Source organism: Pseudomonas sp. Z18(2022), assembly GCF_036346535.1.
GTDB classification, from domain to species: Bacteria; Pseudomonadota; Gammaproteobacteria; order Pseudomonadales; family Pseudomonadaceae; genus Aquipseudomonas; species Aquipseudomonas yamanorum_A.
Genome location: NZ_JAOTOA010000013.1, coordinates 46,025 through 67,691, shown reverse-complemented (window position 1 = coordinate 67,691; position 21,667 = coordinate 46,025). Strand labels below are relative to the sequence as shown.

19 protein-coding genes are annotated in these 21,667 nt (G+C 62.1%); 3 read left to right on the top strand and 16 right to left on the bottom strand.

All coding sequences use genetic code 11. The features are described from left to right. Nucleotides 1–184: 184 nt before the first annotated feature. On the bottom strand, nucleotides 185–2,830 hold the full coding sequence (gene ppc / locus V3W39_RS22820) for a phosphoenolpyruvate carboxylase (protein ID WP_177047389.1): 2,646 nt from the start codon (nucleotides 2,828–2,830) through the stop codon (nucleotides 185–187). Nucleotides 2,831–3,017: 187 nt separating this feature from the next. Here ppc and V3W39_RS22815 point away from each other — a divergent pair, with 187 nt between their 5' ends. From V3W39_RS22815 to V3W39_RS22805, 3 genes are all read left to right on the top strand, one after another. Beyond that, on the top strand, nucleotides 3,018–3,362 hold the full coding sequence (locus V3W39_RS22815) for a pilin assembly protein (protein ID WP_177047391.1): 345 nt from the start codon (nucleotides 3,018–3,020) through the stop codon (nucleotides 3,360–3,362). Between the two features lie 286 nt (nucleotides 3,363–3,648). Beyond that, nucleotides 3,649–4,077 (top strand): DUF4398 domain-containing protein, encoded by a 429-nt coding sequence (locus V3W39_RS22810; protein ID WP_177047393.1) that lies wholly within the window; start codon nucleotides 3,649–3,651, stop codon nucleotides 4,075–4,077. A 55-nt stretch (nucleotides 4,078–4,132) separates the two neighbouring features. Then, nucleotides 4,133–4,918 carry an OmpA family protein gene (locus V3W39_RS22805; protein ID WP_177047395.1) on the top strand — a complete coding sequence of 262 codons (786 nt, stop codon included), beginning with the start codon at nucleotides 4,133–4,135 and terminating at the stop codon, nucleotides 4,916–4,918. Nucleotides 4,919–5,014: 96 nt separating this feature from the next. Here the strand turns inward: V3W39_RS22805 and V3W39_RS22800 are convergent, their stop codons facing one another. The 15 genes from V3W39_RS22800 to V3W39_RS22730 form a co-directional block, all read right to left on the bottom strand. After that, nucleotides 5,015–5,323 (bottom strand): hypothetical protein, encoded by a 309-nt coding sequence (locus V3W39_RS22800; RefSeq protein ID WP_177077427.1) that lies wholly within the window; start codon nucleotides 5,321–5,323, stop codon nucleotides 5,015–5,017. 37 nt (nucleotides 5,324–5,360) lie between these two features. Continuing rightward, nucleotides 5,361–5,687 (bottom strand): hypothetical protein, encoded by a 327-nt coding sequence (locus V3W39_RS22795; RefSeq protein WP_177115536.1) that lies wholly within the window; start codon nucleotides 5,685–5,687, stop codon nucleotides 5,361–5,363. Continuing rightward, nucleotides 5,684–6,589, bottom strand: a complete 906-nt coding sequence (locus V3W39_RS22790; RefSeq protein ID WP_177047399.1) for an alpha/beta hydrolase — start codon at nucleotides 6,587–6,589, stop codon at nucleotides 5,684–5,686. Before V3W39_RS22790 ends, V3W39_RS22795 begins: the two co-directional genes overlap by 4 nt. 157 nt (nucleotides 6,590–6,746) lie before the next feature. Continuing rightward, nucleotides 6,747–8,024 (bottom strand): flavohemoglobin expression-modulating QEGLA motif protein, encoded by a 1,278-nt coding sequence (locus V3W39_RS22785; protein ID WP_177077433.1) that lies wholly within the window; start codon nucleotides 8,022–8,024, stop codon nucleotides 6,747–6,749. Nucleotides 8,025–8,045: 21 nt separating this feature from the next. Then, nucleotides 8,046–8,594, bottom strand: coding sequence for a hypothetical protein (locus V3W39_RS22780; protein ID WP_177047401.1), 549 nt, complete (start codon nucleotides 8,592–8,594; stop codon nucleotides 8,046–8,048). 136 nt (nucleotides 8,595–8,730) lie between these two features. Continuing rightward, nucleotides 8,731–9,447, bottom strand: coding sequence for a TetR/AcrR family transcriptional regulator (locus V3W39_RS22775; protein ID WP_177047402.1), 717 nt, complete (start codon nucleotides 9,445–9,447; stop codon nucleotides 8,731–8,733). Between the two features lie 109 nt (nucleotides 9,448–9,556). Beyond that, on the bottom strand, nucleotides 9,557–11,056 hold the full coding sequence (lysS, locus tag V3W39_RS22770; RefSeq protein WP_177047403.1) for a lysine--tRNA ligase: 1,500 nt from the start codon (nucleotides 11,054–11,056) through the stop codon (nucleotides 9,557–9,559). A 77-nt stretch (nucleotides 11,057–11,133) separates the two neighbouring features. Next, nucleotides 11,134–12,229 (bottom strand): peptide chain release factor 2 gene (gene prfB / locus V3W39_RS22765; protein ID WP_177047404.1). Its coding sequence is split into 2 segments (ribosomal slippage): nucleotides 11,134–12,156 and nucleotides 12,158–12,229, totalling 1,095 coding nucleotides; the frame shifts between segments, so codons are not numbered across the junction. A 271-nt stretch (nucleotides 12,230–12,500) separates the two neighbouring features. Continuing rightward, nucleotides 12,501–13,502 (bottom strand): diguanylate cyclase, encoded by a 1,002-nt coding sequence (locus V3W39_RS22760; RefSeq protein WP_177047405.1) that lies wholly within the window; start codon nucleotides 13,500–13,502, stop codon nucleotides 12,501–12,503. Nucleotides 13,503–13,553: 51 nt separating this feature from the next. Beyond that, a complete protein-coding gene (locus tag V3W39_RS22755; protein WP_330213374.1) occupies nucleotides 13,554–14,564 on the bottom strand; it encodes a chemotaxis response regulator protein-glutamate methylesterase in 1,011 nt (336 codons plus the stop codon). After that, entirely contained in the window at nucleotides 14,561–16,852 is a 2,292-nt protein-coding gene (locus V3W39_RS22750; protein ID WP_259201212.1) for a hybrid sensor histidine kinase/response regulator, read from the bottom strand. The genes V3W39_RS22755 and V3W39_RS22750 overlap by 4 nt, the downstream gene beginning before the upstream one ends. Next, nucleotides 16,849–17,535, bottom strand: coding sequence for a chemotaxis protein CheW (locus V3W39_RS22745; protein ID WP_177115540.1), 687 nt, complete (start codon nucleotides 17,533–17,535; stop codon nucleotides 16,849–16,851). Before V3W39_RS22745 ends, V3W39_RS22750 begins: the two co-directional genes overlap by 4 nt. After that, nucleotides 17,532–18,794, bottom strand: coding sequence for a CheR family methyltransferase (locus V3W39_RS22740; protein ID WP_177115541.1), 1,263 nt, complete (start codon nucleotides 18,792–18,794; stop codon nucleotides 17,532–17,534). The genes V3W39_RS22745 and V3W39_RS22740 overlap by 4 nt, the downstream gene beginning before the upstream one ends. Then, nucleotides 18,794–19,306: a chemotaxis protein CheW gene (locus V3W39_RS22735; RefSeq protein ID WP_177130776.1), complete on the bottom strand. Its 513-nt coding sequence runs from the start codon at nucleotides 19,304–19,306 to the stop codon at nucleotides 18,794–18,796. The genes V3W39_RS22740 and V3W39_RS22735 overlap by 1 nt, the downstream gene beginning before the upstream one ends. Further along, nucleotides 19,306–20,928: a methyl-accepting chemotaxis protein gene (locus V3W39_RS22730; RefSeq protein ID WP_177047411.1), complete on the bottom strand. Its 1,623-nt coding sequence runs from the start codon at nucleotides 20,926–20,928 to the stop codon at nucleotides 19,306–19,308. Before V3W39_RS22730 ends, V3W39_RS22735 begins: the two co-directional genes overlap by 1 nt. Between the last annotated feature and the right edge of the window lie 739 nt (nucleotides 20,929–21,667).

Here is a 21,667-nt window from a genome sequence, read left to right as displayed (position 1 = left end):
CAAACGGCCAAAGGCTGATCAAGATACACAGCAGGCCCAAACCACACAAGCCGCCGAAAGTAGGAGAAACCCGCGCCGCGCTGGCTTTATAGGCGGGTACAACCCCGACAGCAAAACGCCGGTCGCCAATTTTACGGCGACCGGCGCGGTGTGTCTGCAAGCTATTGAGAACACGCCATAAATGTCAGCCGGTGTTGCGCAATCCGGCCGCAATACCGGCCACAGACACCAGCAGCGCCTGTTCCAGAGGGCTGTCCTGCGCCGCTTCCTGCTGCCGCGATCGGGCCAGCAATTCGGCCTGCAACAGGTGCAACGGGTCCAGGTAGGTGTTGCGCAGGCGGATGAACTCAAGTGTATCGGGGCTATGGGCCAGCAGTTGCGACTGGCCGGTCAGGCCAAGCACCACACTGCACGCCTGCGACAATAGGTCGCGTAAGTGCGCACCCAATGGCAGCAGATCGGGCTGCACCAGACGCTCGTCATACAGCCGGGCGATGTCGGCGTCGGCCTTGGCCAGTACCATTTCCAGCATATCGATGCGGGTGCGGAAGAACGGCCACTGCTCGCGCATCTGCCCCAGCAACTCGCCTTCGCCCCGCTCCAGGGCCTTGCTCAACGCGGCTTCCCAGCCGAGCCAGGCCGGCAGCATCAGGCGCGTTTGGGTCCAGCCAAAAATCCACGGGATCGCCCGCAGGCTCTCAATACCACCGGCACGGCGCTTGGCCGGGCGACTGCCCAGGGGCAAGCGGCCCAGTTCCTGCTCCGGGGTGGACTGGCGGAAATACTCGACGAACTGCGGATTTTCCCGCACCACGGCGCGGTAAGCGCTGACACCGTCAGCCGCCAATTCGTCCATCAAATGGCGCCACGCCGGTTCCGGTGGTGGCGGTGGCAGCAAGGTCGCCTCCAGCACCGCCGCCAGGTACAGGTTGAGGTTTTGCTCGGCGATGTCCGGCAGGCCGAACTTGAAGCGGATCATCTCGCCTTGTTCAGTGGTACGGAAACGCCCCGCCACCGAGCCCGGTGGCTGCGACAGAATCGCCGCGTGGGCCGGGCCGCCGCCACGGCCCACGGTGCCGCCGCGACCGTGGAACAACAGCAGCTCGACTTGTTGTTCGCGGCAGATGTCCACCAAGCGTTCCTGGGCCCGGTATTGCGCCCAGGCGGCGGCGGTGGTGCCGGCGTCCTTGGCGGAGTCCGAATAACCGATCATCACTTCCTGCGGGCCTTGCAACCGCGCGCGATAGCCCGGCAACAGCAGCAGTTTCTCCATCACCGGGCCTGCGTTGTCCAGGTCGGCCAGGGTCTCGAACAGCGGCACCACCCGCATCGGCCGCTGTACGCCGGACTCCTTGAGCAGCAGTTGCACGGCCAACACGTCCGACGCGGCACCGGCCATGGAGATGACGTAGGAGCCCAGCGAAGCGGCCGGCGCGGCGGCGATTTCCTTACAGGTGTTCAGCACTTCGGCGGTATCTGCCGAGGGTTTGAAGTAACCCGGCAACAAGGGGCGACGGTTGGCCAGCTCCTTGGTGAGGAAACTGATGCGCGCCTCCTCATCCCACTCTTCGTAACGGCCAAGGCCCAAGTAATCAGTGATTTCGGTCATGGCCGCGCAGTGGCGGGTGGAGTCCTGACGTACATCGAGGCGCACCAGGAACAGGCCAAACGTCACCGCCCGACGCAAGCAATCGAGCAGCGGGCCGTCGGCAATCACGCCCATGCCGCAGGTGTGCAGCGACTCGTAGCACAGCTCCAGGGGGTCCAGCAGGTCGCGGTTGTTTTGCAGCACGTCGGCCGGCGCCGGCGTGGCGGTGGTCAACGAGGTGTGGGCCCATTGGCGTGTGGCACGCAAGCGTTCGCGCAGTTGCTTGAGCAGCGCGCGGTAAGGCTCCACGCTGTCACCGACCTTGGCCTGCAAGGCCGGGCTGGCCTGTTGCATCGACAGCTCGGAAGCGAGGTGATCGATATCGCGCAAGTACAGGTCCGCCGCCATCCAGCGTGCCAGCAGCAACACTTCGCGGGTGACTGGCGCGGTGACGTTGGGGTTGCCATCACGGTCGCCACCCATCCAGGACGCGAAGCGAATCGGCGCGGCTTCCAGGGGTAGGCGCAGGCCGGTGGCGGCGTGCAAGGCCTGGTCGGCCTTGCGCAGATAATTCGGGATGGCGTGCCACAGCGAATGCTCGATCACCGCAAAGCCCCATTTGGCTTCGTCGACCGGCGTGGGCCGGGTGCGGCGGATTTCTTCGGTGTGCCAGGCTTCGGCGATCAGGCGTTGCAGGCGATTGCGGATCTGCTCGCGCTCGGCGGTGGTGAGGTCGCGGTGATCCTGCAGGGCCAGTTGGGCGGCAATGGCGTCGTATTTCTGGATCAGGGTGCGGCGGGCAACTTCGGTGGGGTGCGCAGTGAGCACCAACTCGATTTCCAGCCGGCCCAACTGGCGCGCCAGGGATTCGCTGCTGTGGCCTTCGCTCTGCAGGCGCGCCAGCAGTTCCGGCAGCACACGCGACTCGAAGGGCGCCGGCGTTGATTCATCCCGGCGGTGGATCAACTGGTACTGCTCGGCAATGTTGGCCAGGTTGAGAAACTGATTGAAGGCCCGCGCCACCGGCAGCAGTTCGTCTTCTTTCAGTTGATTAAGGCTGGCGCTCAGCTCTTCGCCGGCGGCCTGCTCCGAGGCCGCACCACGGCGGTCGGCCTTGGCGCCTTTACGGATCTGCTCGATCTTGTCGAGGAATTCATCGCCGTACTGCTCTCGAATCGTGTTGCCCAACAGCTCACCCAGCAGGTGAACATCCTCACGCAAACGTGCATCGATATCGCTCATCAGCCAATCTCCAGCAGAAAATCCGGGACGCTTTGATCCTCAAGAGTGCCGCCCACAGCGGCGTCTTACAAGGAACTTTAAACCTTGTGAGTTGCAGCTAGTCTCAAGAGTAAGCCGCAGCGTTATCCGCGCTGGTCGGCTGGTCACTCATCATCGCCCGCTTACCGTGGGCTCCATTGAGGTTGCCATGAAAATCCGAGAACTGGCCCAGCATTGGGAAGAAAACGCCAAGGGTCGCCTGACCAAAACCGAATACGCCATCCATCTGGACGTAGAGGCCGCCGCGAGGCTGGCGGCAATCTGCGAAATGTACCCCAAACGCCATACCGAAGAACTGCTCGGCGAGTTGATTGGCGCAGCCCTCGAAGAGCTGGAAGCGAGCTTCCCCTATATCAAGGGCAAGCAGGTGATTGCCACCGATGAGGAAGGCGACCCGCTGTACGAAGACGTCGGCCCAACCCCGCGTTTTCTCTCTCTGTCACGGCGTTATCTGCACGACTTGTCAGCCCAATCCGACAAGCAGAAACACTAGTAAACCTCCGCTAAAAAAACCTTAACCCCCAGTATTCAGGGCCTCCCACAGGCCCTGGATACCCCTGCGCCGTGCAAAAGTTCCAACTTTTAAACGCTGACCGTTCAGTCAAATATTTTTTTAGGCAAATCGCCATCTCCGCTGAACTATTCAAAAAAGCCTCCGGTCACAGCCAGTAAGCCATCACTTGGAACAGCCGTTTGAATAGGCGTCCTGAGCCTTACCGCCGGACCCCGCAGACACTGCAAGCCGGAGATGGATTTTGATGTTTTTCAGGAGTTATCTAATGGAGTTGAAGACGATGAAGACCAGCACTGCCAAAACCTCGTTTAACCACCTGCGCGGGCTTAAATTGGCCGCGCTGGCAATCGGCACCAGCTTCGTACTGGCTGGCTGCGCCGGCAATCCACCGAGCGAGCAATACGCGGTTACCCAGTCGGCGGTGAACAGCGCCGTCAGCGCCGGTGGCACCGAGTACGCCGCCGTGGAGATGAAGTCGGCTCAGGACAAACTGAAACAAGCCGAAATCGCCATGCACGACAAGAACTATGACGAGGCCCGTCGCCTGGCCGAGCAATCCGAGTGGGACGCTCGCGTAGCAGAGCGTAAAGCCCAGGCTGCCAAGGCCGAACAGGCTGTGAAGGATTCCCAGAAAGCTGTTCAGGAGCTGCGTCAGGAAGGCATGCGCCCGGCTGTGATCCAGCCGCAGCAATAAGCCACCGCCCCTGATTGCACTGCACCCGAAACCGAATTGAAAGGACGACACGACTATGCGTAAACAATTGATGATCCCTGCCCTGCTGGCGATGAGCGTTGCTCTGGCGGCGTGCTCCACCCCGCCGAACCAGAACCTGGAAAACGCTCGGACCAACTTCTCGGCCCTGCAAGCCAACCCGCAAGCCACCAAAGTAGCGGCCCTGGAAACCAAGGACGCCAGCGACTGGCTGGACAAGGCTGACAAGGCCTACCGCGACAAGGAAGACCAGAAGAAAGTCGACCAACTGGCCTACCTGACCAACCAGCGCGTTGAAGTGGCCAAGGACACCATCGTCCTGCGTGAGTCCGAAGCCAAGCTGAAAAACGCCGGTGACGAACGCGCTCGCGCCCTGCTGCAAGCCCGTGACGCACAGATCAAACAACTGCAAGACAGCTTGAACGCCAAGCAGACTGATCGCGGCACACTGGTGACTTTCGGTGACGTGCTGTTCGCCACCAACAAGTCGGACCTCAAGTCCAGCGGCCTGGTGAACATCACCAAGCTGGCGCAGTTCCTGCGCGACAACCCGGACCGTAAAGTGATTGTCGAAGGCTACACCGACAGCACCGGTTCCGACTCGTACAACCAGAGCCTGTCCGAGCGCCGTGCCGCTTCCGTACAGCGCGCACTGGCCAACCAGGGTGTGGATATCTCGCGCATCGTGACCCAGGGTTATGGCAAGGAATACCCGGTTGCCGATAACACCAGCGTTTCGGGCCGTGCCATGAACCGCCGCGTTGAAGTGACCATCTCCAACGACAACCAGCCGGTCAAGCCACGTTCTTCGATGGCCAACTGATCGACTGATGCTCCATAAAGAACCCCGCCAATTGGCGGGGTTCTTTGTTTAGAGCCACCGGTGCATCACGGCGATATCTCCAGGGCCTTTACACACTCAATACTGAACCTGCCCGCCGCCACCGCCGCCGTTTCCAGCCTGTGAACCTTGACCTTGGCTGCCTCCTTGTTGCTCGGCTTGCATCAGCATCTTCCTGAGCAATTCCAGAAGATCCTCTTTCCCTGCCCCCTGGGAGCCACCGGCGCCTTGGTCTGCCGCTGGCTGGGAAGAACCTGAATCCTGAATACCCTGAGTGCCGAAATTGCCACCGACTGGATAAGATGAATCATTAACTTGCATATAGATGACTCCACAATAAGTAACCGAATCAGCGACGCTGATCAGTTCGAAATATGTGGCAATCAATCCAGATTAGTTCCAGCCGGTTCCTCCAAGATTCGTCTTACTGCTCCAGTTGCGGCGTTTCCTGGCCCATGCAGCGCACTGCCTGTTTCTTGTTGTTCACCAGCACACCGGTCAGGCCTTTCTGTTCGGTGTCGAACAGCACCAGCACGCCATCGACGCACTGCGCCACCTGGGCGGCCGGGGCCAGGGAGATCTTGTAGTCTTCCCCCGGCACGGTCTTGAGCATGGTGAAATCGCTGAGCAGCAACGCATCCTCGGGCTTGGCGAAATGCAAATAGCCGTAGTACCACAGGCAGCCCACGGTACCGATGATGGTGCCGATGCCGGTGAGGATCAGGGGGATCATGTTGCGTTCTTCGCTCATTGCGGGTTCTCTGCGTTGGAATTCGGGGCCGCCGGGTAATTGGGGATTTCCCCCAGGCGGCGCAGCCCGTTGAAATGCTGCGGGTCGTCGAGGTAGCGCAGCATCACGGTTTGCCAGGTCTTGTCGGCAAAGGTCTGCACGTGGCCGCCCCGGGTCAGTTGCAGCACCCTGGGTGGTGGCGCAGCTTGATACAGGCGGATGCCGTTGGACAGCGGCACGATCGGGTCATCAAGGCTGTGGAACAACAGTTTCGGCACGCCGGTCAGTTGGGGCATGGCGTTGATCGCACTGTCGGCGTCCGGCACCAGCCACGACAATGGGACCTGGAACGGCCATGTTAGCCAGGAGGTGCTGAGGGCGAATTGTCCTACGTCACGATAACTGGCCGGCACACCGTCCAGCACCAACGCCTTGAGTTGCGGCTGACGTTCGGGATGCACCGCCAGATAGTGCACCACCAGCGCGCCGCCCAGGCTTTGGCCCAGCACGATCAACGGCTGGCCCTGGGTTTCGGGAGCGTTGTCGATCCATTTGAAAGCCGCATCGATGTCCTGATAAACCGCCGGCAGCGAAGGTTCACCTTCGGACAGGCCGTAACCGCGATAGTCCACCAACAGTACTTGATAGCCCTGCTCCGGCAGCCACCAACTGCCGCCGAGGTGCCAGGCGAGGTTGCCGCCATTGCCGTGCAGGTGCAGCACCGTGCCCTTGAGCGGCACGCCGGCCTTGGCGGGCAGCCACCAGGCGTGCAGCTTGAGGCCATCGGCGGTGGTCAGCGTCACGTCACGGTATTGCAGGCGGGCCTTTTCCGGGGTGAACGGCAAGCCGCGCTCGGGGTAGAACAGCAGGGAGCTGCAGCCGTTCAAGGTCAGTAGCAGGCAAAGAATGCCGAGGATTCTCATCCGTTGAAGCCTCGTGAATGGGTTGGAACAGAACCCCATGGCTGATGAAGATCAACTGTGGGAGCTGGCTTGCCTGCGATAACGGTGGTGGATTCACCATCGTCATCGCAGGCAAGCCAGCTCCCACATTTTGACCGAGTTCCTTCAAGGGAATCCCTTAAAGGATATTGGAGTAATCCGCCTCGATCCGGTCCAGGCTCAAATGGTTGAGGAAGTTGGAGAAACACATCCACGCCGCCAACGCATTCATGTCGCGGAACTGGTCCGGCAGGTATTTGGGCGGCACCACCAGGCCTTCATCCACCAATTGACGCAAGGTGCGCATGTCTTCCAGCGTGGTCTTGCCGCAGAACAACAACGGCACTTGCTCCAGCTTGCCTTTGCGCACCGCCAACTGAATGTAGTTGTAAACCATGATAAAGCCCTTGAGGTAGGACAAATCCTTGGTAAACGGCAGACCCGTAGGCGTCGACCCGCGGAAAACCCGGCTGGCGTTGCCGTAGCTTTCCGCCATCTCAAAGCCCTGCTCACGGAAGAATTCGAACACCTGCAGGAAGTCGGCGCCCTGCTCCACCATGTGAATGGCGCGGGTGCGGTTGGTCAGTTTGCGCAAGCGGCTGGGGTAGGAGGCGAAGGTGATGATTTCCATCAGGATCGCCAGGCCTTCCTGGGTCACGGTCGACGAGGGCGGGCCCTTGGACAGGAAGGTGCAGATTGGCTGGTTCTGGCCATTGAGGGTGGTGCCCACATGCACCAGGCCTTCATGAACTTCCAGGGCGCGCACGTCACGGTCATTGAACATCGCGTCGGCGCGAATCTTGATGTAGTCGGCGCCCGCCGCCGCATCCGCCACGATACCGTCGGACTCGAACACCCGGATGGTTTCCTCGGCCTCGCCAAATACCTTGTTCAGGCGGCTTTGCAACAGGTTGACCGCGTCCTTGGCGGTGAGGGTCTTGGCTTCGTCCTTGAGGTCGCCACGGCCGTCGATATTGTTCAGGTAGTCCGACATCATCAGGCCCAGGTCAGCCAGGGTCGGGTCACCGGCGTGGAACGCATCGGAGGCGGCGCCGTACAGTTCCTGGGAAATCAGGCCGAAATCCTCGGTGCCGCGCGCTTCGAGCATGCGCACCACCATGCGGTATTCCTTGCACATGCGCCGCATGATCTGCCCGACCGGGTTGAACTGGCCAAGCTGGCGCGTGATGTCACGCTCGATATTCTGGAATTCCAGCTTCACCGCGCTGGAATCAAACGACAGCGGCCGGTTCAGGTAGTAGTCGCGGTTCACCGCCGGCATTTCCTTGCCCTTGGCCTTGAGGAATCCCTGGCGAATATTCTCGTCCCACTTCACGGCGTCGAGGACGCGAATCGGTGTTTGTGCCAGCACAATGCGATCGGACAAGGTGCGTATCGTCTGCTGGTAATCGTCCACCCGGAGCTTCCTCTTTAAACGTTATTTTCCCGCACGCTGGTAGCGCACGGCTTCGACGAACACGTCGGCATTGGCCGGGTCATCCAGGTAGGCAAATACCCGGGCCATGGAACTGTCGACCCGCACACCGTCGCCTTCGACGGTTTCAACGGTGCTGCCGCTCAAGACCTTCTGGCCGATGGCCTGGTGGACCTGATCCAGGTCGAGGTTGTAGACCACCAGTTCGTGTTCATCATTCAATTCGAACCCGGCGAGGAAATAATGCCCGCCGAACCTGGCCGGCAACGGTGCCGACAAGTACCAGCGGCTGCCATGGCGGGAAACCGTGAACAGGTATTCATCAAGCTGGCCCGGCTTGGCCTTAGGGTAGCTCACGGCTTTGTAGCGGTGCTCACCCACGCGGCTGATTTGCAGGTTGAGGGGCTCACCCCAGGCATTTTTGCTGGCCCATTTGCCCAACAGGGCATCCGGCGCCGCCTCGCTGGCGGGCAGCGGGTCCTTGAAGGTCACCAGGCAACCGCTGAGCAACAGGAACGACAAGGCGATCACAACGACACGCCAGGCTTTCATTGGACACTCCCTTGGATGTTTTTTGTGGGAGCTGGCTTGCCTGCGATGCGGGCAACTCGGTCTGCCAGTTGAGCCGAGGCGATGCTATCGCAGGCAAGCCAGCTCCCACATTTGAGCTTCATCGCACCCGGAACAGTTATACCGAAGCCAACACTAAATGCATGTAACGCTTGAGGATCTCAAGCATTTCGTCGCTGGTCAGAGGCTCTGCACCGCCCAGCAGGCCCTGATATTCCATCCGACCGATAATCGCCGTCAACACTTTGGCATCCTGTTGCGGCTCACGGGAACCCAATACCTGGAAAAACTGGCAAGTGCCCTGCAGCAGGATTTGCTGGTGTGAGCGCACCAACTCCGCCAGGCGCGGGTTCAGCAGCGCCTCCTGGCGAAACGCCTGCTCGGCCATCAGGTGCTCACGACGGTTGAGCAATTGGCGTTGCACGTAGTCGGCGGTCAGGCGCGCGATGTCATCGGCCAGTTGCGAGCGCGACTGCGGGCTGCCGTCGCCGTAAGCGACCATCTCCCGCAGCAGGCCTTCGTTGCGCACCCACAGCTTGCCCATGAACGCTGCGCTGCGCTCCACGTATTGGGCGAAGGTGTCGGTGAGCAGGTCATCGATGTCCTTGAAGTAATAGGTGGTGGCCGACAACGGCACCCCGGCCTCCGCCGCCACCGCGCGGTGACGCACGGCGCGCACGCCTTCGCGCACCACGATGCGCATCGCCGCATCGAGAATGTCCTGCCTGCGTTGCTCACTGCCCCGGCGACTGGCCTTGCGGCCCTGGTACTGAACACTTTCAGCCACGGCAGCGGCAATGCCGGCGGCACCCTTTTGAGCCATTACGCGGTTCACGACGGATCTTCCTCTCACATCAATGAAAACCTGGCGCTGTAAGCTTGACGCTTGTGCAGGCCACATAAAAAAGCCGCCTTATAAAAGGCGGCTTCGGATTTCGCTACGGTTACGCTTGTGGCCGCATGTGCGGGAACAAGATCACATCGCGGATCGACGGCGAGTTGGTCAACAACATCACCAACCGGTCGATGCCGATGCCTTCACCGGCCGTTGGCGGCATGCCGTATTCCAGGGCGCGAACGAAGTCGGCGTCGTAGTGCATCGCCTCGTCGTCGCCGGCGTCCTTGTCGGCCACCTGGGCCATGAAGCGCTCGGCCTGGTCTTCCGCGTCGTTCAACTCGGAGTAGGCGTTGGCGATTTCGCGGCCGCCAATGAACAGCTCGAAGCGGTCGGTGACGTTCGGGTTGTCATCGTTGCGACGAGCCAGCGGCGACACTTCGAACGGGTACTGGGTAATGAAGTGCGGCTGTTCCAGCTTGTGCTCCACCAGCTCTTCGAAAATCATCACCTGCAGTTTGCCCAGGCCTTCGAAGCCCAGCACCTTGGCGCCAGCTTTCTTGGCGATGGCGCGAGCCTTGTCGATGTCGTTCAGGTCGTCGGCGGTCAGCTCAGGGTTGTACTTGAGGATCGAGTCGAACACGGACAAACGTACGAACGGCTCGCCGAAGTGGAATACCTTGTCGCCGTACGGCACGTCGGTAGTCCCGAGAACAAGCTGCGCCAGCTCGCGGAACAGTTCTTCGGTGAGGTCCATGTTGTCTTCGTAGTCGGCGTAGGCCTGGTAGAACTCCAACATGGTGAATTCAGGGTTGTGACGGGTCGAGACGCCTTCGTTACGGAAGTTGCGGTTGATCTCGAACACTTTCTCGAAGCCGCCAACCACCAGGCGCTTGAGGTACAGCTCAGGCGCGATACGCAGGAACATTTCCATGTCCAGCGCGTTGTGGTGGGTTTCAAACGGCTTGGCCGCAGCGCCGCCCGGGATGGTTTGCAGCATCGGCGTTTCCACTTCCAGGAAGTCACGCTTCATCAGGAAGCTGCGGATGTGCGCGATAACCTGCGAACGCACGCGGAAGGTCTGGCGCACTTCTTCGTTGACGATCAGGTCAACGTAGCGCTGGCGATAGCGCTGTTCGGTGTCGGTCAGGCCGTGGTGCTTGTCCGGCAGCGGGCGCAGGGATTTGGTCAGCAGGCGCACGCTGGTCATTTCGACGTACAGGTCGCCCTTGCCGGAACGGGCCAGGGTGCCTTCGGCTGCAATGATGTCGCCCATGTCCCAGGTTTTCACCGAGGCCAGGGTTTCTTCAGACAGGGTTTTACGGTTGACGTAGACCTGGATGCGACCGGTCATGTCCTGGATCACCATGAACGAGCCACGGTTGAGCATGATGCGACCGGCAACCTTGACCGGGATTGCAGCCTCTGCCAGCTCTTCCTTGGTCTTGTCCGCGTACTGTTTCTGCAAGGCATCGCAGTAGTTTTCGCGGCGGAAGTCGTTCGGGAAGGCATTGCCCTTGGCGCGCTCGGCAGCAAGCTTTTCCTTGCGCAGGGCGATCAGGGAGTTTTCTTCCTGTTGCAGGGCCTGGTCGAGTTGTTGGTCGCTCATGTCTTTAATTTTCCATCAGGTTCGTTGTCCCCGACCTGCGGCCGGGGATCGCCGGCAAGCCGGCTCCTACAGTCTTTTTACAGGCCCGATTTCAGGCTGGCTTCCAGGTATTCGTCGATATCACCGTCGAGCACCTTGTCGCAGTCGCTGCGTTCGATGTTAGTGCGCAGATCCTTGATCCGCGACGCATCGAGCACGTACGAACGGATCTGATGACCCCAGCCGATATCCGACTTGGTGTCTTCCAGCGCCTGGGACGCCGCGTTGCGCTTCTGCATTTCCTGCTCGTACAACTTGGCCCGCAGCATTTTCATGGCGGTGTCCTTGTTCGCGTGCTGGGAACGTTCGTTCTGGCAACTGACCACGGTGTTGGTCGGTACGTGGGTAATCCGTACGGCCGAGTCGGTGGTGTTTACGTGCTGACCACCGGCACCGGAGGAACGGTAGGTGTCGATGCGCAGGTCTGCCGGGTTGATCTCGATTTCCACCTTGTCGTCGATCTCTGGCGAGACGAACACCGCGCAGAACGAGGTGTGGCGACGGTTGCCGGAGTCGAACGGGCTCTTGCGCACCAGGCGGTGCACGCCGATCTCGGTACGCAGCCAGCCAAAGGCGTATTCGCCCTTGATGTGCACGGTCGCGCCCTTGATGCCGGCGACTTCACCGGCTGACAGCTCCATGATGGTCGCGTCGAAACCGCGTTTGTCAGCCCAGCGCAGGTACATACGCAACAGGATGTTGGCCCAGTCCTGGGCCTCGGTGCCGCCGGAGCCGGCCTGGATGTCCAGGTAGGCGTTGTTCGGGTCCATTTCGTGGCTGAACATGCGGCGGAATTCTAGCTTGGCGAGGTTTTCCTCGAGACGGGCCAGCTCGGCGACGACATCGCCCACTGCGCCTTCGTCGTCTTCCTCGACGGCCATGTCCAGCAGGTCGCGGCAATCGCCCAGACCGGTGTTCAACTCGTCGAGGGTCTCGACGATCTGCGCCAGCGCAGCGCGCTCGCGGCCCAGTTCCTGGGCGTATTCAGGTTTGTTCCAGACAGCCGGATCTTCAAGCTCGCGATTGACTTCGGTCAGACGCTCATGCTTTTGATCGTAGTCAAAGATACCCCCGAATAGTTTCGGAGCGCTCGGACAGGTCCTTGATGGTGTTAAGGATCGGGTTGATTTCCATGGCGGGCAGCACTCGTTGGCGAACTTTTGAAAGCCGACGAGTATAACGACAAACGGCTGATAACGGCAGTCCGCTTGGCCGAAAAGGCGGGGTCGCATCCGCAAATACGCGTTCAAGAGCCCCTGTGGCGAGGGAGCTTGCTCCCGCTGGGCTGCGCAGCAGACCCTTGTAATGTCACTGTGGTGTGTCAGGCAATGCCCGGTTGATGGTTTGGGGCTGCTTCGCAGCCCAGCGGGAGCAAGCTCCCTCGCTACAGCAAGCCTTGCCGTCGTTACTCGATACCCACCTGATTGCGCCCATTGTGCTTGGCCAGGTACAAGCCCTTGTCCGCTGCCGAGATCAACTGCCGGCAATCGGTGCCCTGCACCGGGGTCATGGTCGACAGGCCGATGCTGATGGTCAGGCTCGCCCCTTCAGCCGGGCTGATGTGCGGGATTTTCAGCGCCGCAACCGCCTGGCGCAGCTTCTCGGCCACCAACCGTGCCCCACCCGGCGAGGTGTTCGGCAGCACCAGGGCAAACTCTTCACCGCCGTAACGCGCCGGCAGGTCCGAAGGCCGACTGCTGGCATCACGAATGGTCGCGGCCACCTTGCGCAGGGCCTCGTCGCCTTCCAGGTGGCCGAAGCTGTCGTTGTAGGTCTTGAAGAAGTCCACGTCGATCATCAACAGCGACAGCTGGGTCTGGTCACGCATGGCACGGCGCCACTCCAGCTCCAGGTATTCGTCGAAATGCCGGCGATTGGACAGCCCGGTCAGGCCGTCGGAGTTCATCAGCCGTTGCAGCACCAAATTGGTGTCCAGCAACTGCTGCTGGCTGACCCGCAGTGCGCGATACGCCGCGTCCCGCTGCAACAAGGTCATGTAGGAGCGCGAGTGGTAACGGATGCGCGCCACCAGTTCGATGTTATCCGGCAGCTTGACCAGGTAATCGTTGGCCCCGGCGGCAAAAGCCGCGCTCTTGATCAGCGGGTCTTCCTTGGTGGAGAGCACGATGATCGGGATGTTCTGGGTCGCCGGGTGGTTGCGGTATTCGCGCACCAGGGTCAGGCCGTCGAGGCCCGGCATCACCAGGTCCTGCAGGATCACCGTCGGCTTGATACGCACCGCCTGGGCAATGGCCTGGTGCGGGTCGGCGCAAAAATGGAAGTCGATATTGTCTTCATGGGCCAGGCCCCGGCGCACGGCTTCGCCGATCATGGCCTGGTCGTCGACGAGCAACACCATGGCGGCATTTTCGTCGGTCTTGAAGTCGTCCAGCTGTAAATCATTCATTTGCAGTCACCTGAATTACTACCTGCAGGCCAGGACAGCGTGTGATATCGGTCATTTTGCGAACACCTCCAGCAATCGTGGCGCAATTCTGTCCAATGGGCGAATTTCAACAGCCGCGTCGATCGCCGCTGCCGCTTTGGGCATGCCGTAAACGGCACAGCTTTGCTGGTCCTGCGCGATGGTCAGGTAGCCTTGCTGACGCATCGTTTTAAGTCCCTGGGCGCCGTCACGGCCCATGCCGGTCAGCAGCACGCCGACGGCATCGCCGTTCCAGTAACTGGCGACGCTCTCGAAAAATACGTCGATGGACGGCCGGTAGATCTCGTTCACGGGCTCGGCGGTGTAGGCCAGCGTGCCGTTCTTCAGCAGGCGAATGTGATGATTGGTGCCGGCCAACAGCACCACGCCGCTTTGTGGCGGCTCGCCTTCCCGGGCCAGGCGCACCGGCAGGCCCGAGGCACTGCTCAGCCATTCGGCCATGCCCGCGGCGAACACCTGGTCCACATGCTGCACCAGCACAATGGCCGGCGAAAAGTCCCGGGGCAAGCCCTTGAGCAGGGATTCCAGGGCAGCCGGCCCACCGGCAGACGAACCGATGGCCACCAGGCTCTGGCGTTTGCCCATGGCTCGCTGGGGCGCCGGCTCGGCCCGCACGCGGTTGCCGCGCTGACCAATCAGCCAGCCGATATTGAGGATCTTGCGCAGCAGCGGCGCAGCGGCGTCCTTGGGATTACCCACGCCCAGCGCGGGCGTGTCGACCACGTCCAGGGCGCCATGGCCCATGGCTTCGAACACCCGACTGACATTGGCCTGACGGTCGACGGTCACGATCAGAATGGCGCACGGGCTCTCGGCCATGATCTGCCGGGTGGCTTCCACACCATCCATTACCGGCATGATGAGGTCCATCAGAATCAGGTCGGGGGTGAGTTCGGCGCAACGCTGCACCGCTTCCAGACCGTTGTTGGCCACCCACACCACTTCATGGGCCGGCTCGAGACTCAGCGCCCGGCGCAAGGCCTCCACGGCCATGGGCATGTCATTGACGATCGCGATCCTCATGCCCGGGCGCCTCCAATCAGCTCCACTACCGCATCCAACAGCGCGTCGTCATGGAAGCTGGCCTTGGCCAGATAATAGTCGGCACCGGCGTCCAGCCCACGGCGGCGGTCTTCTTCCCGATCCTTGTAGGAAACAACCATCACCGGCAGCGATTGCAGGCGAGTATCTCGGCGCAAGAGTGTGACCAATTCAATACCGTCCATGCGAGGCATATCAATGTCAGTGATCAACAGGTCGAAGTCTTCGGAGCGCAGCGCGTTCCAGCCATCCATGCCATCGACCGCCACGGCCACTTCATAACCGCGATTAAGTAACAATTTGCGTTGCAGCTCACGCACGGTCAGTGAGTCATCCACCACCAGAATACGCTTGCGCGGGGCTTCCAGGGTTTGCTGGGTGCGTCGGGCGATGCGCTCCAGACGACCGGTATTCAGCAGTTTGTCCACCGAACGCAGCATGTCTTCAACATCGACGATCAACACCACCGAGCCGTCATCGAGCAAGGCCCCGGCGGAGATATCCTGGACCTTGCCCAGCCGGTCATCCAGGGGCAGCACCACCAGCGTGCGCTCGCCGATAAAACGCTCCACGGCAATCCCGTAGACCGCGTCGCGCTCGCGGATCACCACGACCTTGAGGGTTTCCTGATTGCCCTGCCCCGGCGGGCGCTGCAGCAATTGGCTGGCGGCCACCAGCCCGACATGCCGGCCTTCGTGCCAGAAATGCTGGCGGCCTTCCAGTTGCACGATGTCGTCGGGTTCCAGGTCGCACATACGCTCGATGTGGGCCAGCGGGAAGGCGTAGGCCTCTTCGCCCACTTCCACCACCAGGCTGCGCACCACCGACAGGGTCAACGGCACTTCCAGATGGAAACGGCTACCCTGCCCCGCCGTCTGCTCCAGCACCACCGCGCCGCGCAACTGGCGCACCATATGCTGCACCGCGTCCAGGCCCACACCACGCCCGGAGACCTCGGTGACCTTGTCCCGCAGGCTGAAACCCGGCAGGAACAGGAACGTCAGCAACTCCTCTTCGCTCAGGCGCAGGGCGGTTTCCACCGGCGACAAATGCCGGTCGACGATGGTGCCGCGCAGGCGCTCAAGGTCGACTCCGTTGCCGTCGTCGCTCAACTCCAGCACCAGCAACCCGGCCTGGTGCGATGCCCGCAGGCGGATCAAGCCTTCCGCCGGTTTGCCCGCCAGCAGCCGCTGCTCGGGCATTTCAATGCCGTGGTCGACGGCATTGCGCAGTAAATGGGTCAGCGGCGCTTCGAGCTTTTCCAGCACGTCGCGGTCGACCTGGGTTTTTTCGCCTTCGATTTCCAGGCGTACCTGTTTACCGAGGCTGCGGCCCAGGTCACGCACCATGCGCACCTGGCCGGCCAATACGTCGGCAAACGGACGCATGCGGCACGCCAGGGCGGTGTCATACAAGACCTGGGCGCGCTGCCCGGCCTGCCAGCCGAACTCATCGATCTCAGCGGTCTTTTCCGCGAGCAACGCCTGGGCTTCGCTCAGCAAACGGCGGGTGTCGGCCAGGGCTTCCTGGGCTTCCAGGCTCAGGTCGACGGTCTTGAGGTGGCCGTCGAGGTTTTCCAGGGCGCGGGCGCTGTTGCTCTGGATGCGCTTGAGGCGCTGCAGACTGGCGAGGTAGGGCTTGAGCCGCTGGGTTTCCACCAGGGATTTGCTGGACAGGTCCAACAGGCTGTTCAAGCGCTCGGCGGTGACCCGCAGTACACGCTCGCCGCCTTCGGTCATGCGCTTGTTCTGGCGTGGCAGCTCCGCGCTGACCGGCGGCGCGGGTTCGGGCTCCGGCGGCAAGGTCAGCAGCGCTTCCATCGACACTTCAGGTTCTGGCGCAGGTGCTGGCGGTGGCGCAGCGGGCGGCGCGATTTTCTGCGACGGGTCGAGCAAACGCTCCATCAGCGCCACATAGGCTTCAATGTCCGTCGGGCCCACGGTGTTGCCCGGCGTGGCGATGCGCATCAGCAAATCGGTGCCTTGCAGCAGTGCGTCGATATGCTCCGGCAGCAGGTACAGCCGGCTTTCCTGGGCGCTGACCAGGCAATCTTCCATCACGTGGGCGACGCTGACACCGGCGTCCACCCCGACAATCCGCGCCGCGCCCTTTAGGGAGTGGGCGGCGCGCATGCAGGCTTCGAGCTGATCGGCCTGGGTCGGGTTGCGCTCCAGGGCCAGAAGGCCGGCGCTGAGCACCTGGGTCTGGGCGTCGGCTTCCAGGCTGAATAGCTCCAGCAGCGAGGCGTCGCGCATCTGGTCGGGGGTCATGTGAGGCTCCGGGTCACGGCAGACAACAATTGCGCCTCGTCCAGCCAGCGCAGGCTGCGGCCTTTCCACTGCAACACGCCTTGGGTGTAGCGGGCGCTGGCCTGGGTGCCGGAGGCGGACGCCGCGTTCAAGGTGCGTTCATCAATGGCATGGATGCCGTCCACTTCATCCACCGGCACCACCACCGGGCCGTCCAGCGCCGCGATAATCAGCATGCGCGGCATGATTCGCCCGCCACTTGGGCCATTGCTGGCGCTGTCCAGCCCGAGCAATTCCACCAGGGACAGGCACGCCACCAGCGCGCCACGCACGTTGGCCACACCCAATAACGCGCGGGAGCGCTGGTGCGGCAGGGAATGGATCGGCTGCAACGGCGCCACTTCCACCAGGCAACGGGTGGCGATGCCCAGCCACTCTTCGCCGAGCCGGAACATCAGCAGCGAACGGGTGGCGACATCGCCCTCGACGTCCGGCGTCGCCACCGGCCGGTGATCGTCCTGCTGCAAGGCATAGCGGTCGAGCAGGCGCGTGGCGGCGGCGGAATACACCGAGCAATTGCGGCAGTGGATGTGTTCGGCCAGCAACGGGCAGGACTTGTCACCGTGGATGCCGATGCGGTTCCAGCAGTCGTCGATGGCCTGGGTGTCGGCCAGGGTCAGGTTCAGCGCGGGATCCAGGGTCATGATTTACGCTCACTGTCAGCGCGCTCGCTGCGCGCGGCACGGGCCTGCAAACGGCGGGCGCCGGCGACATCGCCCTGGGACTCGAGCAACGCGGCCAGGTGCATCAAGGCCTGCGGGTGCTGGGGTTCCAGGTACAAGGCTTTACGATAATAGCCCTGGGCTTCCAGGGCGCTGCCGGCCACATCGCTGAGCAGGCCCAGCCAGTAAAACACCTGGGCTGCCGGCGGGTGGCTGTGTAAATAACGCTCACAGGCCGCACGGGCTTCCAGGCTTTTGCCTTCATTGGCCAGGGTCGCGATCTGGCTGAGCAGATCGGCGGCGTCCGACTGTGGGGGCGGCGGCTTGATCGGCACCACTTGGGCGCCGACCGTGCTGAACGGCCGGGGCCGGGTCGGAATAGGCGCGGCACTGCGCTGGGGGATCGGCGCGGGCATCGGCACAAACACCGGTTCAGGCGCAGGTTCGGCATGACGACTGAAGGCAAACGACTGCGGCACCCCAATCGAACGCATGCCCAGGCGCCCCAGCAAACTGCCTTCGGCAGGCCCGATAAACAGCACGCCATCGACGTGGGTCAGGCCCTTGAGCACTTCAAACACCTGCTTCTGGGTCGGCTGGTCGAAGTAGATCAGCAGGTTGCGGCAGAACACAAAATCGTAGGCAGGCTCGTTGGCCAGCAGCCTGGGGTCCAGCAAGTTGCCCACTTGCAGGCGCACTTGCTCACGCACCCGCTCGGCAATGCAGTAGCCATCGCTTTGCTCGCTGAAGTGGCGCTCGCGGAACTCGATGTCCTGGCCGCGAAATGAATTCCTGCCGTACACCCCACGTCGGGCGCGCTCAACCGATAGCGGGCTGACGTCCATGCCCTGCACCTTGAACTGATGCGGCGCCAGGCCGGCGTCGAGCAAGGCCATGGCAATCGAATAGGGTTCTTCGCCGGTGGAACATGGCAGGCTGAGGATCCGCAGGGCGCGCATGTGCTTGATTTCGGCCAGGCGGGCCACGGCCAGCCGGGCCAGGGTGGCGAAGGATTCGGGATAACGGAAAAACCAGGTTTCGGGGACGATCACTGCTTCGATCAGCGCTTGCTGTTCGTCCGCCGAGGCCACCAACTGCTGCCAGTATTCGTCTGCCGTCTGCGCGTTGAGGGCCAGGCTGCGCTGGCGCACGGCGCGCTCGATGATCGCTTCGCCCACCGAGGCCACGTCCAGGCCGATGCGTTCCTTAAGGAAGTCGAAAAAGCGTTGATCGCTGCTCATCAACCCTCCTCGCCAGCGGCAAACAGCAGCGCCTGCACGTCGGCGGTCAACAGGTCGGCCACGCCGATCCACTGCATCAGCCCGCGCTCGTCTTCACGCACCGGGCCCAGGTACGGTGCCTGGCGGTTGTCCAGGCCATAAGGCTGGAACTGCGCAGGATCACACCGCAGGGTGTCCGTGGCTTGCTCAAGGATCAGCCCCAGCCAGCGTGCCGGGACAAGCGCATCCGGCTGATAATTGACCAGCACCAGGCGCGTGCTGGTGCGGGCCTGGGCCGGTGTGCCGAAGGTCAGGGCACTGAGGTCGATCACCGGCACCATCGCCCCGCGATGGGCAAAAATCCCCGCGACCCAGACAGGTGCATGGGCGATGGGCTTGAGCGGCAGGCGCGGCAGCACCTCGGCCACTTCCGTGGCCTTGAGGGCATACCGTTCGTTGCCGATGTGAAACACCAGGAACAGCGCTTTTTTCACTGCCGCAACGGCACCGCGTTTAGCCGCGAGGTCGCTCATCAGACTTTGAAACGCGACACGCCGCTGCGCAGGCCGACCGCGACCTGGCTCAGCTCATCGATGGCAAAGCTGGCCTGGCGCAAAGACTCGACGGTCTGGCTGCTGGCATCGCCCAACTGCACCAGCGCATGGTTGATCTGCTCGGCGCCGGTGGCCTGGGCCTGCATGCCCTCGTTGACCATCAACACCCGCGGCGCCAGCGCCTGCACCTGATGGATGATCTGCGACAGCTGCTCGCCCACTTGCTGCACTTCGAACATGCCGCGGCGCACTTCTTCAGAGAACTTGTCCATGCCCATCACCCCGGCCGACACCGCCGACTGGATCTCGCGCACCATCTGCTCGATGTCGTAAGTGGCCACGGCGGTCTGGTCGGCCAGGCGCCGCACTTCGGTGGCCACCACGGCAAATCCGCGGCCGTACTCACCGGCTTTCTCGGCCTCGATGGCGGCGTTGAGGGACAGCAGGTTGGTCTGGTCGGCCACCTTGACGATGGTGACCACCACCTGATTGATGTTGCCGGCCTTCTCATTGAGGATCGCCAGCTTGGCGTTCACCAGGTCGGCGGCGCCCATCACCGAGTGCATGGTTTCTTCCATGCGGGCCAGGCCTTGCTGGCCGGAACCGGCGGCCACCGATGCCTGGTCGGCGGCGGTGGACACTTCGGTCATGGTGCGGACCAAGTCCTTGGACGTGGCAGCGATCTCCCGGGAAGTGGCGCCGATCTCGGTGGTTGTCGCGGCCGTTTCAGTGGCGGTGGCCTGTTGCTGCTTGGAGGTGGCGGCAATCTCGGTGACCGAAGTGGTGACCTGTACCGAGGAGCGCTGGGCCTGGGACACCAGGGCGGTGAGCTCGGTCATCATGTCGTTGAAGCCGGTTTCCACTGCGCCGAATTCGTCTTTGCGTTCCAGGTTCAGGCGCTTGCTCAAGTCACCGGTGCGCATGGTTTCGAGGATATCGACGATGCGTTTCATCGGCGCCATGATCGCGCGCATCAGCAGCAGGCCGCAGAGGCCGGCGGCCAGGATCGCGAGGATCAGCGAGACACCCATGCTGATTTTTGCAGCGGACACTGCGTCGTCGATGGCGTTGGTGGCGCGGTCGGCGACGTTTTTGTTTTCGGTGATGATGTCGTTGAGCTTCATGCGGCCTGCGGTCCAGGTCGGGGTCAGCTCGGCGTCGAACAGCTTGCGGGCGCCGGCCACGTCGCGGTTCTGCAGGTGGTCGAGGACGCCAAACAGGGCCTTGTTGTAGGACTGGTGCAGGGCCTCGAATTTATCGAATTCGGCCTGATCGTCGCCGCCGTTGATGGTTGCTTTGTAATTGGCCATCTGGGTGAGGATGCGGGCTTCGAAAGACTTGAAGTCGGCCTTGTCGGCGTCGGTGAGGCCCTTGTCTTCCCGCAGGCCGATGATGTCGAGGGTTTGCAGGTAGCTGTCGACCCAGGCGCTGCGGATCATCGAGCTCAGGTACACCCCGGGGACTGCGTCGTCGCGGACCGATTCTTCGCTGAGTTCGATCTTCAGCAGGCGTGAGTACGAGACCACTACCATCAGCAGCATGATCGCGATGATGACCGCAAAGCTCGCCAAAATCCGTTGGCGCAAGGTCCAGTTCTTCACAGTAATTCCTCGAGGGCCATTCAAATGGAGGGGAGTATAGCTGAGCGGGTGCCATCATTAATCAATGGGTTGTGGGATCGGGGGGGGCTCGGGGTGAAAAGCTTTTCGGGAGGGGGGGCATATCCGTTGCTGCGGTAACGGCCGCTATTGGTTCCGCTCTTACAGCGGCTCACTTTTGAACAGCGCAAAAGTAAGCAAAACGCTCTTGCCCCACCACTCGGCACCTCGCTAATGCTCGGTGTGCCCGCACTCCGGCATTACTCCGCGGGCCGCCGCGACGGGGCGTCCCTGCCCCGTCGCGGCTAAACCGGCGTCCTGCCGGTTTACCCGCTCCGTAATACCTGCGTTCGGCCAGCGTGGTTTAACGGGGCGCCTAAGATCAAGATCAAAAGCCAGAGCACAGCGGCCTACAGGCCGGCTTGAGTGTGGTGAAGCAAAGGCAACATCAAAATCTAAAGCGAGCACGGTCCACTGTAGGAGCTGGCTTGCCGGCGATGGCATCACCTCGGTGTATCTGATGCACCGAGTCGCCTGCATCGCAGGCAAGCCAGCTCCCACAGAAAAGCAAAGCCACCCCGTAGCAGCTGTCGAGCGCCAGCGAGGCTGCGTGCTTTTGATCTTGATCTGCTTTTGATCTTGATCTGCTTTTGATCTTGATCTGCGGGCCCCGTTAACCATGATGGCCGCAAGTAGGCACGGTGGAGCGGGTAAATCGGCAGGGATGCCGATTTAGCCGCGA

Bases quoted from the DNA above. Each gene is read 5' to 3' on its own strand.
- ppc (WP_177047389.1), bottom strand. From the start codon at position 2,830: ATGAGCGATATCGATGCACGTTTGCGTGAGGATGTTCACCTGCTGGGT.
- V3W39_RS22815 (WP_177047391.1), top strand. From the start codon at position 3,018: ATGAAAATCCGAGAACTGGCCCAGCATTGGGAAGAAAACGCCAAGGGT.
- V3W39_RS22810 (WP_177047393.1), top strand. From the start codon at position 3,649: ATGGAGTTGAAGACGATGAAGACCAGCACTGCCAAAACCTCGTTTAAC.
- V3W39_RS22805 (WP_177047395.1), top strand. From the start codon at position 4,133: ATGCGTAAACAATTGATGATCCCTGCCCTGCTGGCGATGAGCGTTGCT.
- V3W39_RS22795 (WP_177115536.1), bottom strand. From the start codon at position 5,687: ATGAGCGAAGAACGCAACATGATCCCCCTGATCCTCACCGGCATCGGC.
- V3W39_RS22790 (WP_177047399.1), bottom strand. From the start codon at position 6,589: ATGAGAATCCTCGGCATTCTTTGCCTGCTACTGACCTTGAACGGCTGC.
- V3W39_RS22780 (WP_177047401.1), bottom strand. From the start codon at position 8,594: ATGAAAGCCTGGCGTGTCGTTGTGATCGCCTTGTCGTTCCTGTTGCTC.
- lysS (WP_177047403.1), bottom strand. From the start codon at position 11,056: ATGAGCGACCAACAACTCGACCAGGCCCTGCAACAGGAAGAAAACTCC.
- V3W39_RS22760 (WP_177047405.1), bottom strand. From the start codon at position 13,502: ATGAATGATTTACAGCTGGACGACTTCAAGACCGACGAAAATGCCGCC.
- V3W39_RS22755 (WP_330213374.1), bottom strand. From the start codon at position 14,564: ATGAGGATCGCGATCGTCAATGACATGCCCATGGCCGTGGAGGCCTTG.
- V3W39_RS22750 (WP_259201212.1), bottom strand. From the start codon at position 16,852: ATGACCCCCGACCAGATGCGCGACGCCTCGCTGCTGGAGCTATTCAGC.
- V3W39_RS22745 (WP_177115540.1), bottom strand. From the start codon at position 17,535: ATGACCCTGGATCCCGCGCTGAACCTGACCCTGGCCGACACCCAGGCC.
- V3W39_RS22740 (WP_177115541.1), bottom strand. From the start codon at position 18,794: ATGAGCAGCGATCAACGCTTTTTCGACTTCCTTAAGGAACGCATCGGC.
- V3W39_RS22735 (WP_177130776.1), bottom strand. From the start codon at position 19,306: ATGAGCGACCTCGCGGCTAAACGCGGTGCCGTTGCGGCAGTGAAAAAA.